The organism is Pseudomonas sp. B414 (genome assembly GCF_055408445.1).
On sequence record NZ_JBUZTQ010000019.1, the window covers coordinates 22253 to 38159 of the forward strand.

19 protein-coding genes and 1 riboswitch are annotated in these 15907 nt (G+C 58.7%); of the genes, 11 read left to right on the forward strand and 8 right to left on the reverse strand.

The genetic code is table 11. The features are described from left to right. The first annotated feature begins 49 nt into the window (after positions 1–49). The 3 genes from ACZRMH_RS16430 to ACZRMH_RS16440 all read left to right on the forward strand — a co-directional run bounded on the left by ACZRMH_RS16430 (position 50) and on the right by ACZRMH_RS16440 (position 1736). On the forward strand, positions 50–544 hold the full coding sequence (locus ACZRMH_RS16430) for a hypothetical protein (RefSeq protein WP_464014312.1): 495 nt from the start codon (positions 50–52) through the stop codon (positions 542–544). 51 nt (positions 545–595) lie between these two features. Then, positions 596–883 carry a PA4642 family protein gene (locus ACZRMH_RS16435; RefSeq protein ID WP_464014313.1) on the forward strand — a complete coding sequence of 96 codons (288 nt, stop codon included), beginning with the start codon at positions 596–598 and terminating at the stop codon, positions 881–883. Between the two features lie 412 nt (positions 884–1295). Further along, positions 1296–1736 (forward strand): hypothetical protein, encoded by a 441-nt coding sequence (locus tag ACZRMH_RS16440; protein ID WP_464014314.1) that lies wholly within the window; start codon positions 1296–1298, stop codon positions 1734–1736. A gap of 83 nt (positions 1737–1819) precedes the next feature. Here ACZRMH_RS16440 and mqo read toward each other — a convergent pair whose 3' ends face one another. Both mqo and ACZRMH_RS16450 read right to left on the reverse strand, forming a co-directional pair. Next, complete coding sequence (mqo, locus tag ACZRMH_RS16445) at positions 1820–3328, reverse strand: malate dehydrogenase (quinone) (RefSeq protein ID WP_464014315.1); 1509 nt, start codon at positions 3326–3328, stop codon at positions 1820–1822. A gap of 693 nt (positions 3329–4021) precedes the next feature. Next, positions 4022–4255, reverse strand: coding sequence for a hypothetical protein (locus ACZRMH_RS16450; protein WP_464014316.1), 234 nt, complete (start codon positions 4253–4255; stop codon positions 4022–4024). A gap of 156 nt (positions 4256–4411) precedes the next feature. Between ACZRMH_RS16450 and ACZRMH_RS16455 the strand changes: the two genes are divergently transcribed. Further along, on the forward strand, positions 4412–4996 hold the full coding sequence (locus ACZRMH_RS16455) for a YajG family lipoprotein (protein WP_464014317.1): 585 nt from the start codon (positions 4412–4414) through the stop codon (positions 4994–4996). 61 nt (positions 4997–5057) lie between these two features. Here the strand turns inward: ACZRMH_RS16455 and ACZRMH_RS16460 are convergent, their stop codons facing one another. Both ACZRMH_RS16460 and ACZRMH_RS16465 read right to left on the reverse strand, forming a co-directional pair. Further along, the gene (locus tag ACZRMH_RS16460) at positions 5058–5264 is read right to left on the reverse strand and encodes a hypothetical protein (protein ID WP_464014318.1); all 207 of its coding nucleotides are present in this window, start codon (positions 5262–5264) and stop codon (positions 5058–5060) included. Between the two features lie 199 nt (positions 5265–5463). Next, a complete protein-coding gene (locus tag ACZRMH_RS16465; RefSeq protein ID WP_464014319.1) occupies positions 5464–6630 on the reverse strand; it encodes a 1-acyl-sn-glycerol-3-phosphate acyltransferase in 1167 nt (388 codons plus the stop codon). Between the two features lie 98 nt (positions 6631–6728). On the opposite strand from ACZRMH_RS16465, the gene ACZRMH_RS16470 reads away from it, so the two are divergent. The 4 genes from ACZRMH_RS16470 to ACZRMH_RS16485 are packed head-to-tail and all read left to right on the forward strand — an operon-like array spanning position 6729 to position 8714. After that, complete coding sequence (locus ACZRMH_RS16470; protein WP_086795873.1) at positions 6729–6911, forward strand: CPXCG motif-containing cysteine-rich protein; 183 nt, start codon at positions 6729–6731, stop codon at positions 6909–6911. 12 nt (positions 6912–6923) lie between these two features. After that, positions 6924–7184 carry a putative signal transducing protein gene (locus ACZRMH_RS16475; RefSeq protein ID WP_464014320.1) on the forward strand — a complete coding sequence of 87 codons (261 nt, stop codon included), beginning with the start codon at positions 6924–6926 and terminating at the stop codon, positions 7182–7184. Positions 7185–7234: 50 nt separating this feature from the next. Further along, positions 7235–7861 carry an SOS response-associated peptidase gene (locus ACZRMH_RS16480; protein WP_464014321.1) on the forward strand — a complete coding sequence of 209 codons (627 nt, stop codon included), beginning with the start codon at positions 7235–7237 and terminating at the stop codon, positions 7859–7861. Positions 7862–7895: 34 nt separating this feature from the next. Next, the gene (locus ACZRMH_RS16485) at positions 7896–8714 is read left to right on the forward strand and encodes a M48 family metallopeptidase (protein ID WP_464014322.1); all 819 of its coding nucleotides are present in this window, start codon (positions 7896–7898) and stop codon (positions 8712–8714) included. A gap of 66 nt (positions 8715–8780) precedes the next feature. Here the strand turns inward: ACZRMH_RS16485 and ACZRMH_RS16490 are convergent, their stop codons facing one another. The 3 genes from ACZRMH_RS16490 to ACZRMH_RS16500 form a co-directional block, all read right to left on the reverse strand. Next, positions 8781–9365 carry a TMEM165/GDT1 family protein gene (locus ACZRMH_RS16490; protein ID WP_464014374.1) on the reverse strand — a complete coding sequence of 195 codons (585 nt, stop codon included), beginning with the start codon at positions 9363–9365 and terminating at the stop codon, positions 8781–8783. A gap of 90 nt (positions 9366–9455) precedes the next feature. Continuing rightward, positions 9456–9577: riboswitch (yybP-ykoY riboswitch) on the reverse strand. A gap of 49 nt (positions 9578–9626) precedes the next feature. Beyond that, positions 9627–10625, reverse strand: coding sequence for a methyltransferase (locus ACZRMH_RS16495; protein ID WP_464014323.1), 999 nt, complete (start codon positions 10623–10625; stop codon positions 9627–9629). A 30-nt stretch (positions 10626–10655) separates the two neighbouring features. Then, on the reverse strand, positions 10656–11621 hold the full coding sequence (locus tag ACZRMH_RS16500) for a 2-hydroxyacid dehydrogenase (RefSeq protein ID WP_464014324.1): 966 nt from the start codon (positions 11619–11621) through the stop codon (positions 10656–10658). A gap of 80 nt (positions 11622–11701) precedes the next feature. Here ACZRMH_RS16500 and ACZRMH_RS16505 point away from each other — a divergent pair, with 80 nt between their 5' ends. From ACZRMH_RS16505 to ACZRMH_RS16515, 3 genes are all read left to right on the forward strand, one after another. Continuing rightward, the gene (locus tag ACZRMH_RS16505; RefSeq protein WP_464014325.1) at positions 11702–12331 is read left to right on the forward strand and encodes a LysE family translocator; all 630 of its coding nucleotides are present in this window, start codon (positions 11702–11704) and stop codon (positions 12329–12331) included. A gap of 221 nt (positions 12332–12552) precedes the next feature. Then, positions 12553–14310 (forward strand): DUF1302 domain-containing protein, encoded by a 1758-nt coding sequence (locus ACZRMH_RS16510; RefSeq protein WP_464014326.1) that lies wholly within the window; start codon positions 12553–12555, stop codon positions 14308–14310. 155 nt (positions 14311–14465) lie between these two features. Then, positions 14466–15185 (forward strand): YiaD family glycine zipper/OmpA-like lipoprotein, encoded by a 720-nt coding sequence (locus tag ACZRMH_RS16515; RefSeq protein ID WP_464014327.1) that lies wholly within the window; start codon positions 14466–14468, stop codon positions 15183–15185. A gap of 202 nt (positions 15186–15387) precedes the next feature. Here ACZRMH_RS16515 and ACZRMH_RS16520 read toward each other — a convergent pair whose 3' ends face one another. Beyond that, entirely contained in the window at positions 15388–15822 is a 435-nt protein-coding gene (locus tag ACZRMH_RS16520) for a Z-ring associated ZapG family protein (protein ID WP_464014328.1), read from the reverse strand. Between the last annotated feature and the right edge of the window lie 85 nt (positions 15823–15907).

A 15907-nucleotide genomic window follows, 5' to 3' on the forward strand; every position in this document is an offset into this window, starting at 1 on the left:
CGCGCAAGCATCATGCTAGAGTGCTGCTTCCCGCTTTCTGGAACCTGACATGAGCCTTCTATTTCGCAGTGCAGCGCTGAGCCTGCTGCTGGCCAGCCTGCCTCTGGCGGCGGCACCTGTAGCAACACCGCTGTTGCACGGGCAATTTCTGCCTGCCGATGATCTGCAAGTGCGCAGCGAAGTGCCTGAGCAGCAGCAGTTGATGCTGGTGACCTCGTATTCAGTGGTGGTGGGCAGCCAGCGCCAGTCCAATCAGCAGCCGATTCCGGTGACTTCGCCGCTGTTGGTACGTTTGAAGGGCAAACCGATGAGCCAGGGTGCAACTGTGCGCCAGGTGCTGATTACCTTTGATGGCGAAAGCAAAAGCCTGAAAAAGCCCGCGTTCGACAGCAAGACCCGAACCCTGAGCCTTTACTACCCGCTGAGCCAATACCGCGTGGTGATTGACCTGCTGCGTAACGACACACTCTATGTGCAGTTTTTGACCTATGCCAACGGCCATATTTGGGCCGACTTGCACACCGGTAGCGTGCGCGCACGTTGAGCCTTGGGTAAACTGCCGGTCCCGTGAAGTATCAGCAGGCTGGAGCCGGACATGCGTAAAGACAAGAAGCAGTTGATTGGTGACGAGATCGGCGACGAGCAGGTCAAATTGTTCCTGGACTTTGAACCGGTGGACGCCACTTCGCCGTCGCTGCACAAACTGATCAAGGCCTATCGTGGCCTGCGTATCGATGACTTTGAGCGTTTTCTGACCTTCTTCAAGGAAGCCGGCTTTGACCTTGATGGCAAGGACGAACAGGGCCAGACGTTTGTCGAGATCATCAAAGATCAGCGCAACGCTGAGGAATACATCGAGCTGATCGAAAAAGCCCGCGTCTGATTCCAATGCTGTTCACTTAAGCGATTGTTGCCTCTGTGGGAGCGGGCTTGCTCGCGATGGTCGTTAACGATGACGCGTATTTACTGAGTAAATGCGGCGCTCTGAAGACCATCGCGAGCAAGCCCGCTCCCACATTTGAGTAGCGTTGCTCTTAAGTGAACAACATTGCGCGTCTGATTCTTCCTTTTTGGCGCCCTTTCGGGCGCTGAAATTCTGTGTTTCCTGATGTTTGTAGTCGCTGCCGAAGGAACGAGGCTGCGATTACAGGTTTCATTCTGTTTTTAGAGACAGCCCCTACAAATACTGAGCTTTTTGCCTCGGGGCGTTTTTGTGTGGGCGATCAATACTCAAGAGTGCTTGCTAGGTACTCATCAGGACGATGAGTTAACTCCCACTGGAATGGAATCAAATAATGAATCCCATCATCAGTTTTGCTGTCGGGCTTGGGTTGAGTGTTGTGGGCTGTGCTGTGCTGGCAGCCGATGAGGTGCTGGAGGTCGAGATCTTTAATGCAACTGCCTGGGCGATTACCCCGGATAGCGACTTCTCATGGCTGGCAAATCCCGGAAATGCGGGGCACGATTTTATAGTCGAACCACGTACCAGCCAGGAGCTGCTGTATTACCCGCCCGTGTCGAGGGGTACTGAAGTGTTTACCTACCGCCAGGGCGAGCAGGCCTGTCACTTCGGTTTCGGGCATCTCACGCCGGGCACCGCCAACTTCAATCGCTGGGCTCAGGCCAAGTCGATCGGGGTCGTGCCCATTGCCTGTGCTGCCGAGTTGGTTGCGGTGGCCGACGATGACGAGTTTGTGCGCAATGGCGGCACACGGGTGCTGTTTACCATGGGCTAAAGCGCTGCCCGCGGTTACAAAAAAGCCCCTGCTCTAAAAAAGTGCAGGGGCTTTTTGTTGTGCGTCATTTTGTGGCGCAGGTGTTACGCGATGCTGGTGTTGGCGCTCTGTGGCTCAACCAGTTCCAGCAACTCGGAGTTGCGGGTGCTGATTTCGCGGTACAGCTCGGCGTCGGTCTCGAGGACTTTTTCCCGTGCCGGGAAGATTTCCTTGAGCTTGGCCGCCCATTCGCCAGTCGCTTTCTCTGCGAAGCAGCGTTCGATCAGGTCCAGCATGATCGAAACCGTTACCGAAGCACCCGGTGATGCGCCCAGCAGAGCGGCCAACGAACCGTCCTTGGCCGCAACCAGTTCGGTACCGAACTGCAACACGCCGCCTTTTTTAGGGTCTTTCTTGATGATCTGTACCCGTTGCCCGGCAATCTCAAGACGCCAGTCTTCGGCCTTGGCCTGCGGGTAGAAGCGACGCAGGGAATCCAGGCGCTGCTCCATCGACTGACGCACTTCGCTGACCAGGTACTTGGTCAGGTCCATGTTGTCGCGGGCAACGGCGAGCATTGGCCCGATATTGCCCAGTCGGATCGACATCGGCAGGTCAAGGAACGAACCGTGCTTGAGGAACTTGGTAGTGAAGCCGGCATAAGGTCCGAACAGCAGGGACTTTTTGCCATCTACGACGCGGGTATCCAGGTGTGGTACCGACATTGGCGGCGAGCCAACGGCAGCCTGGCTGTACACCTTGGCCTGGTGCAGCTTGACCACTTCCGGATTGTCGCAACGCAGCCACTGGCCGCTAACCGGGAAGCCACCGTAGCCCTTGCTTTCTTCGATGCCCGAAGCCTGCAGCAGCGGCAAGGCCGCGCCACCTGCGCCGAGGAATACGAACTTGGCATCAACATGGCGAGTGTTGCCACTGTTGGTGTCCTTGATGCTCACTGTCCAACCGCTGCCATTGCGCTTGAGGCCAGTGACTTTTTTGCTGTATTTGATCTGGGTGTCCGGTGCGCTGCCCAGATGCTTGAGCAGTTGCTGGGTCAGGGCGCCGAAGTTGACGTCGGTACCCTGCAGCACGCGGGTGGCCGAGATAAGCTGGTCCGCAGGGCGGCCCGGCATCATCAGGGGCATCCACTCGGTCATCTTGGCCTTGTCTTCGGTGTATTCCATATCGGCAAACGCATGGTGCTTGCTCAGCACTTCAAAACGTTTTTTCAGGAAGGACACGCCTTTTTCGCCTTCAACGTAGCTCAGGTGAGGAACCGGGCTGATAAAGGACTTGCATGAACCGAAGGTGCCTTTCTGTGCCAGATAGGCCCAAAACTGCTTCGATACTTCGAACTGGGCATTGATATGCACAGCCTTTTTGATGTCGATCGAACCATCAGCCGCTTGCGGCGTGTAGTTCAATTCACAAAGGCCAGCGTGACCGGTGCCGGCGTTGTTCCACGGGTTGGAACTCTCCGCAGCACCTGAGTCCATCTGCTCAACTACTTCCAGCTTAATGCCGGGGTCGAGCTCTTTGAGCAGTACGGCGAGGGTGGCACTCATGATGCCCGCTCCAACCAGTACTACGTCGACTGCTTCGTTATGCGCCATTAACGCGTCTCCAAAATCTACGGCACCAAATTGACGGCATAGCTGCCAGGTGTTCCGGGGCGTGGTTCTGATAAGCCCAGGGCCACTCGTGGCCAGGATCGCCATGTCCGATTCTTCGCAATTTCTTGCAACTTTAGCGCACGCCCAGACCGGGCCTTCGAGGTACGTATGAACGCATTTCAGTACCTTGGAGGCAATTCGACTTAAGGTCTAGAGCGTCCGTTTGTGCAACCAAATCCGTAAGCGGACAGGCTTCAGTCTTGTGCTGTGGAGCCGACTTCGATCCTGCTTGGTGAAGCAATTTCAGACGCTAATGGTGCATGTTCAGACGCAAAACTTTTCATTTGCTCGCCACACTCTTGTGAAGTTGTGAAACCCGTTTTTTTTCACGCTCTCTTGAAGACGTGAACCTCAAAAAAGGGCTGCCGCAAGCTGGGCACCGAACCAGGGGCCGAGCGTTATGACAGCTCTGGCAGACCATGCAGAAAGTGGGGATTACGCAATGAAATTCAAGTGCGCCAGCTTCACATGATCTGTGTGGGCGGCTCTCTGTGGGCGGTTTGGGGGTGCCAATACAAGCGCATTAGCGATGCTGCGGGGCCCGATCAGGAGACGTCCTTATAATCGGGGGGAGATTGTAGCGAAGAAACGTGGGCAATTGATCCTGTTAAATGACTTTTATTGGTGCGCCGATCAGAGGCCCAGCAACAGTTGCGCCGACGAACGCCGTGCGGGCGAGGCAATACGGGCGTTGGCGGGTAGCACCTGGTGCAACCAGTTAAGGCGGATTTCTTCTATTTCGACCCAATTGTCGCCGACCGGCGGATGTTTGCATTGCTTGAACGCCTGGCAACGGCCCGTTGAATCAAGGCGGGCGAAGCAGCGCTGGGGGCGATTCAAACCAAACAGCGATAAGAGCATGTTCATGGTGGCACCTGTTGAGTCAGTCAGTGCGACTATGCCCTGTGGAGGTGACATCAGGATGTACTGGCGATGACAGGGGGGTGACAGCAAGCAGCTAGTTCGCAGGCGCCCGGCACCCTATACTGACGGCCTGTTTTACCCAGTCCTGGAGAGATAAGCATGTTGCAACGCCTGTTGTTCGGTTTGATTACTGTGACCAGTTTGACCCTGGTCGGCTGCGCCCACAGCCCGCAACAACTCAGCCCGCAACCCAAGCTGACCACCCAGCTTGCGCCAGTGGGTCGTGGCCAGCCTGTTGTGGTGCGAGTGGTGGACGGTCGTCCTTCGCCAACCCTGGGCACCCGTGGTGGCATGTACCCTGAAACCAGCGCGATCAGCGTCAGCAGTGCCGACCTGATCCCCAAGCTGCAAGCCCAGGCTGAAGCGGCCGTGCGTTTGCTGGGTTACACGCCCACCGCCAATGCAATGAATGCACCCACCCTGACCGTGACCCTGGCCGAGCTGAAGTACCAGTCGCCCAAGGACACCATGTACGTGACCGAGGCCACCATTGGCGCGACCTTCCGCTCTGACGTGAAGAACGGCGGCCGTACTTACAGCGGCCGTTATGGTGCATCCCTGGATCAGCGCTTCGGCATGGCGCCGAACCAGGAAACCAACACCAAGCTGGTCAGCGATGTGCTCAGTGACGCACTGACCCGTGTGTTCAAGGACCCGACCATCGGTCGTTTGCTCGGCGAGTAAGCCCGGCAAAAACAAAAAAGCCCGAACTCAATGAGTTCGGGCTTTTTTGTGTGTGGGCACTTCAGGCTGCTTCGGCATACAGCTCAAGGCGGCTGACCCCGGTGAACAAATCGGTTTCGGGCAAGTCGGCATGGGCGTGGCCGCTCAGGGCGCAGTAAACCAGCCAGTGGCGGTCCTGAACGTTAAAGGCCAAACCCTCGATCAGCGCCTGCTGTTCGTCGCTGGGGGCGATCAGATAAAGGCGGTCCTGGTTTTCTGCGTGCAGCATGACAAGCTCCGTGTCGGTGTCGAGGGGCCACAGAGTGGCCTCTCTACATGACGATACGGTGACACTGCAATTTAACCATTCAACTGATGTGGGGGCTTTTGTGGGAGCGGGCTTGCTCGCGATGCAAGCGACGCGATTGGCCTGAAGACCGCGTTGATGCCATCGCGAGCAAGCCCGCTCCCACAAGATTGGGGTGAGGTTACAGGGGCAGCCCCGCCTTGATCCGGTACTGGTTGCGCACCGGCATCGCATATTGCAGCACCAGATACGGACGGTGCTCGGCAGGGCAGGCGTCCAGGCGGCGTTGCCATTCCTGTTGGGCCTTGGCCAGTTCTTCGCTAGCGAATACTTCAGCGGCGGTTGGTACTTGCAGCTCGGGCTCGGCGTCGCTCCACTGCGCATACGCCAGGTAATGCGCCGGGAACAGGCGATAGCCACTGAGGATATGCCGATCCATTTCCGCGGCCAGCAACTTGCTGTCTTCGAAAGGCCGGGTAATCGGCGCGGCAAAGTTCACATGCACGCGGCCTTTGTAGCCGGTAATGCCGTTGGCGATGCTGGTGTCGTCTTCGCCCGGGGCCTTGCTGTAGGTGCCCGTGGTGGCGCGGATATACAGCTCGCGGGCCTTGGCCTGGTCACAGGGGTCGTATTCGTAGCTGATCGATACCGGGGTCAGGTTCAGCGACTGAATGACCTCGGCAAACGGCTCGTCTTTACGGCTCATATGAAACATTTTCAGGATGGCCGAGTCGGTACGGTCATCACCGTCCTTGGCCCGGCCTTCAGCCTGGGCGATCCAGATCGACTGGCAGTCGTTGCGGATCGAGTGGTTTATATAGGCCGACAACAGTTGATAAGCGGCGAGCTTTTCACGGCGCCCGGTGATTGAGCGGTGGACGATAAAGCTCTTGTTCAGGCGCATCAGATCGCTGACAAAAGGCTTTTGCAGCAGGTTGTCGCCAATGGCGATGCGCGGCGTAGGCAGGCCCGCGTGGTACACCGCATAGTTGACGAAAGCCGGGTCCATTACGATATCGCGGTGGTTGGCCAGAAACAGGTAAGCGCTGCCGGACTTGAGCTGCTCAACGCCGGTATAGGTCACGCCGTCGGTGGCATGCTCGATGGTGCGGTCGACATACACCTCGACCTTGTCCTGCAAGGATGCAACCGAATTGACGCTGGCGAACTCTTTTCGCAGGCGATGGGCTATAAGTGGTTTTAACAGCCAGCCGAAAGCGCCTGCCAGGCGCGGGAAGCGAAAGTGGGTCAGGATATCTAGAAACGCCTTGTCGCTGAGCAGCCGGGCCAGCACTGCTGGGACTTCGGCGTCGTCGTAAGGTCGGATGGTATCGAATTGGCCCATCATGCTCTCTTGTTGGAAACGGCTAGGGTTGGTACGCAGGGCAACAATTAGCCCTGCTAATAGATGGGCGATTATACGCACAAGTCACTCTGGAGACCGCGATGCTTGAAACTGAACGCTATGAATGCCCCTATTGTGGCGAGCCGGCAGAAGCGGTACTCGACCTTTCAGGGGGCGATCAAAGCTACATTGAAGATTGCCCGGTGTGTTGCCGTCCGATCCTTTTCCATCTTCAGACCGATGGTCATGAATGGATGCTCGATGTGCATACCGAAAATGAGTAGTGGGACAAGGCCATGCAACGCATCTACGAGCCGGAAAACCTGATGGAAGCCGAGCTGTTGCTGGGCATGCTTGCCAGTGAAGGCATCGATGCGATCCTGCTGGGGCGTGACTTGATCGGCGGCACGGGGGAGCTGCCGGCATTGGGGTTGCTGGGGTTGGCGGTTGCCGATGATCAGGCGTGCCGCGCACGGGAGTTGATCGATGGGTACAATGCCGCCTCGCCGGTAGCCGGGGATGAGCCCGACAGTTTTCCTGATGTGCTGATCTGCTGAAACCAGCGCCAGTTTTTTTACTGCTATATAGAAAAGAGTTGTGCTGCCCCATGTGTGGACGTTTTGCCCTGTTTCGTTGGAACCCCGCGTTTGCAGCCTTGCCGGGGTTTCCGGCGGATCAGCAGGCCCAGTGGAATATCTCGCCCAATGACTCGGTATTGATCCTGCGTGCCGGTGCCGAACCTGGCCAGCGTGAGCTGGCGCGGGCGCGCTGGGGCCTGACCCCGGCCTGGCTGACCGATCTGTCGCGTACCCCGGCCCATGCCCGGGCAGAGACCGTTGCCGAGCAACCGATGTTTCGCGATGCCTTGCGCGAGCGGCGCTGCCTGATCCCGGCCAACGGTTTTTATGAATGGCGCGGCACTACTCGCAAGCGCCCCTATTGGCTGACGCCGGGGGAGGGCTCTTCACTGTTTTTTGCTGGTATTTGGGAGGCTTACCCTGTCGAAGGGCATGTCTGGCTAAGCACGGCGGTGATTACCCAGGCTGCCGCCAGTCAGCGCCGCCCATTGATTCTGGATGAGGCGGGCCAGCAGGCCTGGCTTGACCCCCAAACCCCGCTGCATGTGCTGCAGGCACTGCTTGCCAGCCAGCAGATGCCGTTGCGCGAACGTCCTTTGGCCAATCTGGTCAATGATCCCAAGCTCAATGCGCCCGAGTGCCTGACGCCGGGTTGAGATACGATGCGTAACATCTTTATGGAGAGCTTTGATGGGTAAGTTAGCGGTAGTGTGCGCCGTGGGCGCCGGGTTGTTGCTGGGCGGATGTCAGGCGGTGAACACCACCAGCGGCGGGGCCGTGGGTGTTGAGCGCAAGCAGTACATGTTCAGCATGCTGTCGAGCCAGCAGGTTGACCAGATGTACGCGCAGTCGTATCAGCAGACCGTCAGCGAGGCGAGCACCAAGGGTGTTCTGGACAAGACCAGTGCTAATGCCAAGCGTCTTCAGGTAATCGCCAACCGACTGATTGCCCAGGCCCCGGTCCTTCGTCCGGATTCCGCGCAATGGAACTGGGAAGTCAATCTGATCAAGAGTGACGAACTCAACGCCAATTGCGGTCCGGGTGGCAAGATCATCTTTTACAGCGGGATAATCGATCAGCTGAAGCTCAGTGATGATGAAATTGCCGCGATCATGGGCCATGAAATTGCCCACGCCTTGCGTGAGCACGGGCGTGAAGGGATGTCCAAGGCCTATGGCATTGAAATCGCCAAGCAGGGTGCTGGCGCCTTGTTGGGATTAGGGCAGGATAGCCTGGCGCTGGCCGATACGGTGGTGAACTACAGCCTGACCTTGCCCAACAGTCGCAGCAATGAAAACGAAGCTGACTTGATTGGCCTGGAGCTGGCAGCGCGTGCGGGTTACAACCCGAATGCGGCGATCACCCTGTGGCAGAAAATGGCTCAGCAATCCCAGAATGCACCGCCTGAATTCATGAGCACCCACCCGGCCTCCAGCAGCCGGATTGCCTCCCTGCAAGCGGCTATTCCGAAGGTGATGCCGCTGTATCAGCAGGCGCCGAAAACCTGACGGCTATTCATGCCTCCTGTGGAAGCCGGGCAAGCCAGCTCCCACAGGGATCGGGTTGGCTTGTTACTACACCCAGCCGCTGATCACCATCGCCTTGTACACAGCCACCACGGCCAGTACCACAAACGCGGTAGCTGCCAAACGGCGGATCAGGGTCAAAGGCAGTTTGTCAGCGGCAAAGTTGCCCGCCAGTACCACCGGCACGTTGGCAATCAGCATGCCCAGGGTGGTACCGATAATCACCAGCCACAGGTCCGGGTATTGCGCGGCGAGCATGACGGTCGCGACCTGGGTCTTGTCGCCGATTTCGGCAATAAAAAATGTGATCAAGGTCGTAACGAACGGCCCGTACTTGCGTGCGGTGCTGGCTTCGTCATCGTCCATCTTGTCCGGCACCAGGGTCCACAGCGCGGTAGCGGTAAAGCTCGCGGCGAGAATCCAGTGCAGCATTGCATCGCTGAAGAAGGTACTGAACCAGGCGCCTACGGCACCGGCTGCGGCATGGTTGGCCAGGGTTGCGACCACGATACCGGCGATAATCGGCCAGGGCTTGCGAAAGCGTGCGGCGAGAATAAGAGCAAGCAGCTGCGTCTTGTCGCCGATTTCGGCCAAGGCAACGATTGCAGTAGGAACGAGCAGGGAATCGAGCATCATCAGGTGGTTTCCAGGGGCGGGTCGACACGGCTATGACACGTACAGCCTTCCCGCCCCGGGTAAGGTGTTCGTGTCATAGGTCTTGTCAAACCCCGGTCCGTCTGTGCGGACACCTGGGTCGCATACGCCATGGTCTGTTGACCAAGTATGTTGACGTATGCCGGACGAGCATGAAGCTCGTGGGAGACTACTCCCCTAGGACGGAGCGGATTCTGCCTAGGCAAATCCGATCCGGCAAGCTCTTATTTTTGCAAAGTATCAACGGCGCTTGGCACTGTAGATGCGAAAGCCCTGACCTTCGGCCTTCACCGAACAAGCTCCGAAATGCTCTTCGATCAGCGGCTGGTAGCGCAAAAAGCTGTTGGCCACAATCCGCAGTTCGCCACCCGATTTCAGATGTTTCACTGCTTTTTGCAGCAAGTTCTCGGTTGCGTGGTAATCGGTGTGCACGCCCACATGGAACGGCGGATTGCTCAGGATCGAGTTCAAACCCATGGGTGCGGCATCGATACCGTTACCGGTGATCACTTCGCCTTCCAGGCCGTTGGCGGCAAGGGTCAGGCGGCTGCTGGCCGTGGCAAAGGCATCCACGTCGAGCAAGGTTACGTTGTTGTGCGGGTAACGACGCTTGACCGCAGCACCGAGCACCCCCGCGCCGCAGCCGAAGTCCAGCACATGACCGCTGGGCAGCTTGTCCAGATGCTCAAGCAGCAAGGCGCTGCCGCGATCCAGGCGACCGTGACTGAACACACCCGGAAGGCTGACGACTTTCAGCGGACCTTCGGCCAGCTCCAGCTCGTAATGCTGTGCGAGGTCCTCCAATACCGGCACTGGCGGGGCGTTATCCACCGTCACTTGCCACAACTGGCAATGCCGCGCGCTGTCGAGCTTGCGCGGCTTGCCGAAGGGGATCAGCTGTTTCGATGCGCCTTCAATGCCGCCCTTTTTTTCACCGACCAGAAACACATCGGCACCGGGCAGGCGAGCGGCCACGGCCTTGAGCACGTAGTCGCTGAGTTCCTTGGACTTGGGCAGAAATACCACCGCGGTATCGAACGCCTGCTCAGGGATTTCTACGCCGAACTGCACACGCCCTTCAAAGCGGGCGTCGAGTACGGCCTGATCACCGGCATGCCAGCACCAGCCGTGGGCATCGGGCAATTCACCCAGTAGTTCGTCAGCCGGCAAGCCGACCAACAGCACCGAACCTTGAAAGTATTCAGGCTGACGAAGCAGTACTTCACTGCGCGGATCCATAATCTGCTCCTCAAAAAGGGGCGCAGTCTATCAACTGACGACCCGCAGCGCTGTACCGTTGAAGAAGGCTTGCGCGTTTTGCGCCAGTTGGCCGACGATACGCTGGCGTGCCTCGCGGCTGCCCCAGGCGCTGTGCGGGGTGATGATCAGGCGCGGGATGTCGGCTGCCAGCAGCGGGTTGCCGTCGCGTGGAGGCTCGACGCTCAGCACATCGGTGGCCGCGCCGCCCAGATGGCCGCTGCGCAGGGCGTCGGCCAGCGCCTGCTCTTCGATCATGCCGCCACGGGCTGTATTGACCACAAAGGCGCCGGGCTTGAGCAGTGCCAGCTCGCGGGCACCGATAAAATTGCGTGTGTGTTCGTTGAGCGGGCAGTGAAAGGTCAGGGCGTCGACCTGGGGCAGCAGCTCGTCCAGCGGCATGCGGTCTGCCCGCGCCGGGCGCCCCGGGATATGGCCGACCAATACATTCATGCCAAAGGCTTCAGCCAGTTTGGCCACGGCACTGCCCAGCTCGCCATGACCGAACAGGCCCAGGGTCTTGCCCTCCAGCTCGACAATCGGGAAGTCCAGCAGGCAGAACTGTTTGGCTTGCTGCCACTGGCCATCGGCCACGGCCTTGTTGTAGTCGATCAGGCGAGTAGCCAGCGCCAGCAGCAGGCCCAGGGTGTGTTGCGCGACTGACGGCGTGCCGTAACCCTGGCAGTTGGCCACGGTAATGCCCTGGGCACGGGCAGCCTCCAGGTCCACATTGTTGGTGCCGGTAGCTGCCACCAGGATCAGTTTCAGGTTCGGGCAGGCGGCGAGGGTGGCGGCGTTGAGCAGGACTTTGTTGCTGATGGCTACGCTGGCGCCTTGCAGGCGCTCGACCACATTCGCGGGGGTGCTGTCCGAGAACAACTGCAAATCGCCGAAGCTGCGACGCAACGGATCGAGGTCAAGATCGCCCAGATCCAGTGACGTGTAATCAAGGAATACGGCGCGCTGAGTGTTAGTCATCAACTGTACCTTTTGTGCGGTGAAATGAAGGCGTAATGTGGCGAGCCTAACAGAAGAAACAATTTGTAATGGAGCCGTGCATGTACTGGACAGAATTTTTGACCGTTGCCCTGATTCACTTGCTGGCTGTGGCCAGCCCCGGACCTGATTTTGCCGTGGTGGTGCGTGAAAGCGTGACCCATGGCCGCCGCGCCGGGATCTTTACTGCGTTTGGTGTGGGCACGGCGATTTTCGTCCATGTCGGTTATTCGCTGCTGGGTATCGGGATTATTGTGTCGCAGTCGATTGTGCTGTTTAACGCCCTGAAATGGCTGGCGGCGGCTTACCTGCTGTATATCGGCTTCAAGGCCCTGCGCGCCAAACCTGCAGACCCGGCGGCAGTGGCTGCTGCGTTACCGGTGGGTGAGCGCACGGCTCGCGGGGCGTTTACTTCAGGCTTTGTGACCAACGGCCTGAACCCCAAGGCGACGCTGTTTTTCCTGTCGCTGTTTACCGTGGTGATCAACCCGCATACACCGCTGTCGATCCAGGCCGGTTATGGCGTGTACCTGGCCGTCGCGACCGGGCTGTGGTTTTGCATGGTGGCCATGTTGTTCAGCCATCAGCGCGTGCGCACCGGCTTTGCCCGCATGGGCCATTGGTTTGACCGCACCATGGGCGCGGTACTGGTGGCGCTGGGTGTGAAGCTGGCGTTTACCGAGATGAATTAACCCTTGCCCTCCTGTCTCGGCAACCCTTGCTGACTCTGTAGTCGCTGCCGAAGGCTGCGAGCTTTTGATCTGGGATTTAAAAGCTCGCAGCCTTCGGCAGCGACTACAGGGGGTGGCGAGGTTGCTGAGATTGCAGGTGTGCAGCCTGCACTGTTCTTGTCAAAATTCAGATTTGCTTCATCCTTGCGGGCTTATCGCAGTGTGCCCACGGAGAAGTATCGATGTCCTCAGTCAACCGGTTCTGGCGCCGAGCCAAACTGGCGCTGGCAGTCAGCCTCGCTTCGACGCCCGCCTGGGGCGTGAGCTTCAATATCGGTGCCGTTGAAGGCCAGATCGATTCCGAGCTGTCCATCGGTGCCAGCTGGTCTACGGCCAAGGCCGACCGCAAGCTGATTGGCGCCAACAATGGCGGCACCGGGCAATCTGAAATCTCCGACGATGGCCGCCTCAACTTCAAGCGCGGTGAAACCTTCTCGAAAATCTTCACCGGTATGCACGCACTGGAGCTCAAGTACGGCGACAGCGGCCTGTATGTGCGCGGCAAGTACTGGTACGACTTCGAGCTGCAAGACGATAGCCGTCCCTTCAAGCCCATCAGTGACAGCGGCCGCGAGGCCAGTGCGCAATCTGCCGGCGGGCAACTGCTGGATGCGTTCGTGTATCACAACTACGCGATTGCCGATCAGCCCGGCGCGGTCCGCCTGGGCAAGCAGGTGGTCAGTTGGGGTGAAAGCGCGTTTATCGGCGGCGGCATCAATGCAATCAACCCCACCGACCCGTCGGCCTATCGCCGCCCGGGCAGCGAGTACAAAGATGGCCTGGTGCCGGTCAACCTGTTCTATATCTCGCAAAACCTCACCGATAACCTCTCGGCCGAAGCCTTTTATCAGCTCGACTGGCAACAGTCTGAGGCGGACAACTGTGGAACATTTTTCTCCCAGTCTGACGTGATGGCTGACGGTTGCAGCGGTAACTACCGGGTGATGAGCAAGCGTTCGGCGCTGGATGTGGCCGACCTTGCGGCGCTCACCGGCGCGGGTGTCGATGTAGACGGCGAGGGCGTGCTGGTGCGCCGTGGCGCCGACCGCAATGCGCGCAACAGTGGCCAGTTTGGCGTGGCCATGCACTATGTGTTCGAACCGCTGGACACCGAATTCGGCGCCTACTTTATGAACTACCACAGCCGTGACCCGATTCTCAGTGCGGGCGCCGCACCGCAGTCGGCCTATAACGCAGCAGCAGGCGCGGGTGCTTTGGCGCCGATGATTGTGGCCGGTAATTCAAGCTATTACGTTGAATACCCCGAAGATATCCGCCTGTACGGGTTGAGCTTCGCCACCACGTTATCCACAGGCACAGCGTGGAAGGGCGAGTTGAGCTACCGGCCCAATGCCCCGGTGCAACTCAACAGCAACGACCTGCTGTACGCCAATGTCACCTTGCTGCCCGGCCTGGCGGGTGCCTCGCCGCTGAACGTAATGCCGGGCGCCGATGTGCAGGGTTATCGACGCAAGGAAATCACCCGCTTCCAGACCTCGCTCAAGCATATCTTCGACAATGCCATGGGCGCCGATCGCCTGACCGTGACCGGTGAAGTGGGTGTGACCCGTGTCGGCGGGCTGGATAGCCCGTCGGGCCTGCGCTATGGCCGGGATCCGGTGTTTGGTTCCGATGGCAATGACGGCTTCACCACGGCCACTTCCTGGGGCTACCGTGGCCGCGCTGTATGGGAATACAACAGCGTGTTGCCCGGGGTGAACCTCAAGCCCAACCTGGGTTGGTCCCATGATGTCAGTGGCTACTCTCCTGGCCCCGATGCCAGCTTCGAGGAAGGCCGCAAAGCTATCACTCTGGGGCTGGATGGCGAGTACCAGAACACTTACACCAGCAGCCTGTCGTACACCAACTTCTTTGGCGGGCGCTACAACACCCTCAGTGATCGCGATTTTATGGCGCTGACGGTGGGGGTGAAGTTCTGAATCGGGATTTGTGGGCAGGCGATCGGACGGCTATTGTTTGCTGAGTGCAAATGTTTGCGGCTCAAGGAATTTTTAGCTTTGGCCGTGTTCAAACGCCTATAAAGGTCTAATGCCAATGGCCTTTGCCCCCAGAAAGATTGATCAGGAGCTTCACCATGTTCATTTCCAGTCGTTTGATTGTTGCTGCAAGTGCGGTTGCCTTGCTGGCCGGCTGCGTTTCGCCTAACCCCTATGACAGCAACCAGGGTCAGGCCTCTTCGGGCATGAGCAATACCGCCAAATACGGTGGCCTGGGGGCATTGGCCGGTGCTGTGGCCGGTGCTGCCATCAACCACGACAACCGTGGCAAGGGCGCGCTGATCGGCGCCGCTGTGGCGGGCCTGGGTGCTGCAGGTTACGGCTATTACGCTGACAAGCAGGAAGCGGCACTGCGTGCCAGCATGGCCAACACCGGTGTAGAGGTTCAGCGTCAGGGTGACAACATCACCCTGGTAATGCCGGGCAACATTACCTTCGCTACCAACTCGGCCAATATCGCGCCAAGTTTCTATCAGCCGCTGAACAACCTGGCGAACTCGCTCAAGCAGTTCAATAACCAGAACCTGATCCAGATCGTGGGCTACACCGACAGCACCGGTAACTACAATTACAACATGCAGCTTTCCCAGCAGCGTGCGCAAAGCGTGGCGACCTACCTGACGTCTCAGGGTGTCAGTGGCCAGTACCTGTCAGTCAAGGGCATGGGTCCGGCCGATCCGATTGCCAGCAACGCCACCGCCGATGGCCGCGCGCAAAACCGTCGCGTACAGGTCACCTTGGCGCCAATCCCGGGCATGCAATACCAGCAGCCTGGCCAGGTTCAGCAGTACCCGTAAGTTCGCACCTCGCCTGCGAGGCGCCTGCATCGCGAGCAAGCCCGCTCCCACAAGATTTGTGCAGATCTGTGGGAGCGGGCTTGCTCGCGATGGCCTCACTGCGGTTTTTCAGGTTCACCAGGCCTGTTTCTAAACGCCCAATAAAAAGCCCCGCGATCCTTGCAGATCGCGGGGCTTTTTATTGGGCGTGCGGCTGGAGGAATTACTTCTTCAAGCCGTAATGCTCATCCAGCATGCCAGGGCCGTTCGGGCTTTTTGGCGCGTAGTCCAATGGTGGCTCGGTGCTGTGTGGCGGGGTGATGCGCTCGCGATGCGGTTGTGGCACATCGGGGTGCAGGGCAGCCAGCAGGCGTTGGCGAGTCTGCTCGTCCAGGGCCAGGCTATTGGCGCCCTCGGCGAGGTGCTCTTGCACGTCCTGATAGCTCTGAGTGAGTTTTTTCACCAGATTGGCGGTGGTATTGAAGTGGGTAACCACTTCGCTTTGGTAACTGTCAAAACGTTCCTGGATGTCGTCCAGCTGACGCTGCGTACGGTTAGGCACGGCATTAGGCAGCAGACGAGCGACCAGAAAACCAATGGCGACACCGGCAACCAGGGCTAGGGTCGGCAACAACCAAATCAAGAGCGAGTGTTCCACGAGTCCTTCCTCTATAAACGGCTTTGCTTTACGTTAACGGCTCGGACCTGCGCTGTATACCGCGATGCACTCGCAAATATGTCAG

Excerpts from the sequence above, each read along its gene's own strand:
- ACZRMH_RS16500 (WP_464014324.1), bottom strand. The coding sequence starts at position 11,621 with ATGACTAACACTCAGCGCGCCGTATTCCTTGATTACACGTCACTGGAT.
- ACZRMH_RS16470 (WP_086795873.1), top strand. The coding sequence starts at position 6,729 with ATGCTTGAAACTGAACGCTATGAATGCCCCTATTGTGGCGAGCCGGCA.
- ACZRMH_RS16515 (WP_464014327.1), top strand. The coding sequence starts at position 14,466 with ATGTTCATTTCCAGTCGTTTGATTGTTGCTGCAAGTGCGGTTGCCTTG.
- ACZRMH_RS16490 (WP_464014374.1), bottom strand. The coding sequence starts at position 9,365 with ATGCTCGATTCCCTGCTCGTTCCTACTGCAATCGTTGCCTTGGCCGAA.
- ACZRMH_RS16440 (WP_464014314.1), top strand. The coding sequence starts at position 1,296 with ATGAATCCCATCATCAGTTTTGCTGTCGGGCTTGGGTTGAGTGTTGTG.
- ACZRMH_RS16460 (WP_464014318.1), bottom strand. The coding sequence starts at position 5,264 with ATGCTGCACGCAGAAAACCAGGACCGCCTTTATCTGATCGCCCCCAGC.
- ACZRMH_RS16475 (WP_464014320.1), top strand. The coding sequence starts at position 6,924 with ATGCAACGCATCTACGAGCCGGAAAACCTGATGGAAGCCGAGCTGTTG.
- ACZRMH_RS16495 (WP_464014323.1), bottom strand. The coding sequence starts at position 10,625 with ATGGATCCGCGCAGTGAAGTACTGCTTCGTCAGCCTGAATACTTTCAA.
- ACZRMH_RS16510 (WP_464014326.1), top strand. The coding sequence starts at position 12,553 with ATGTCCTCAGTCAACCGGTTCTGGCGCCGAGCCAAACTGGCGCTGGCA.
- ACZRMH_RS16430 (WP_464014312.1), top strand. The coding sequence starts at position 50 with ATGAGCCTTCTATTTCGCAGTGCAGCGCTGAGCCTGCTGCTGGCCAGC.
- ACZRMH_RS16435 (WP_464014313.1), top strand. The coding sequence starts at position 596 with ATGCGTAAAGACAAGAAGCAGTTGATTGGTGACGAGATCGGCGACGAG.
- ACZRMH_RS16485 (WP_464014322.1), top strand. The coding sequence starts at position 7,896 with ATGGGTAAGTTAGCGGTAGTGTGCGCCGTGGGCGCCGGGTTGTTGCTG.
- ACZRMH_RS16505 (WP_464014325.1), top strand. The coding sequence starts at position 11,702 with ATGTACTGGACAGAATTTTTGACCGTTGCCCTGATTCACTTGCTGGCT.
- ACZRMH_RS16465 (WP_464014319.1), bottom strand. The coding sequence starts at position 6,630 with ATGATGGGCCAATTCGATACCATCCGACCTTACGACGACGCCGAAGTC.
- ACZRMH_RS16450 (WP_464014316.1), bottom strand. The coding sequence starts at position 4,255 with ATGAACATGCTCTTATCGCTGTTTGGTTTGAATCGCCCCCAGCGCTGC.
- ACZRMH_RS16480 (WP_464014321.1), top strand. The coding sequence starts at position 7,235 with ATGTGTGGACGTTTTGCCCTGTTTCGTTGGAACCCCGCGTTTGCAGCC.
- ACZRMH_RS16455 (WP_464014317.1), top strand. The coding sequence starts at position 4,412 with ATGTTGCAACGCCTGTTGTTCGGTTTGATTACTGTGACCAGTTTGACC.
- mqo (WP_464014315.1), bottom strand. The coding sequence starts at position 3,328 with ATGGCGCATAACGAAGCAGTCGACGTAGTACTGGTTGGAGCGGGCATC.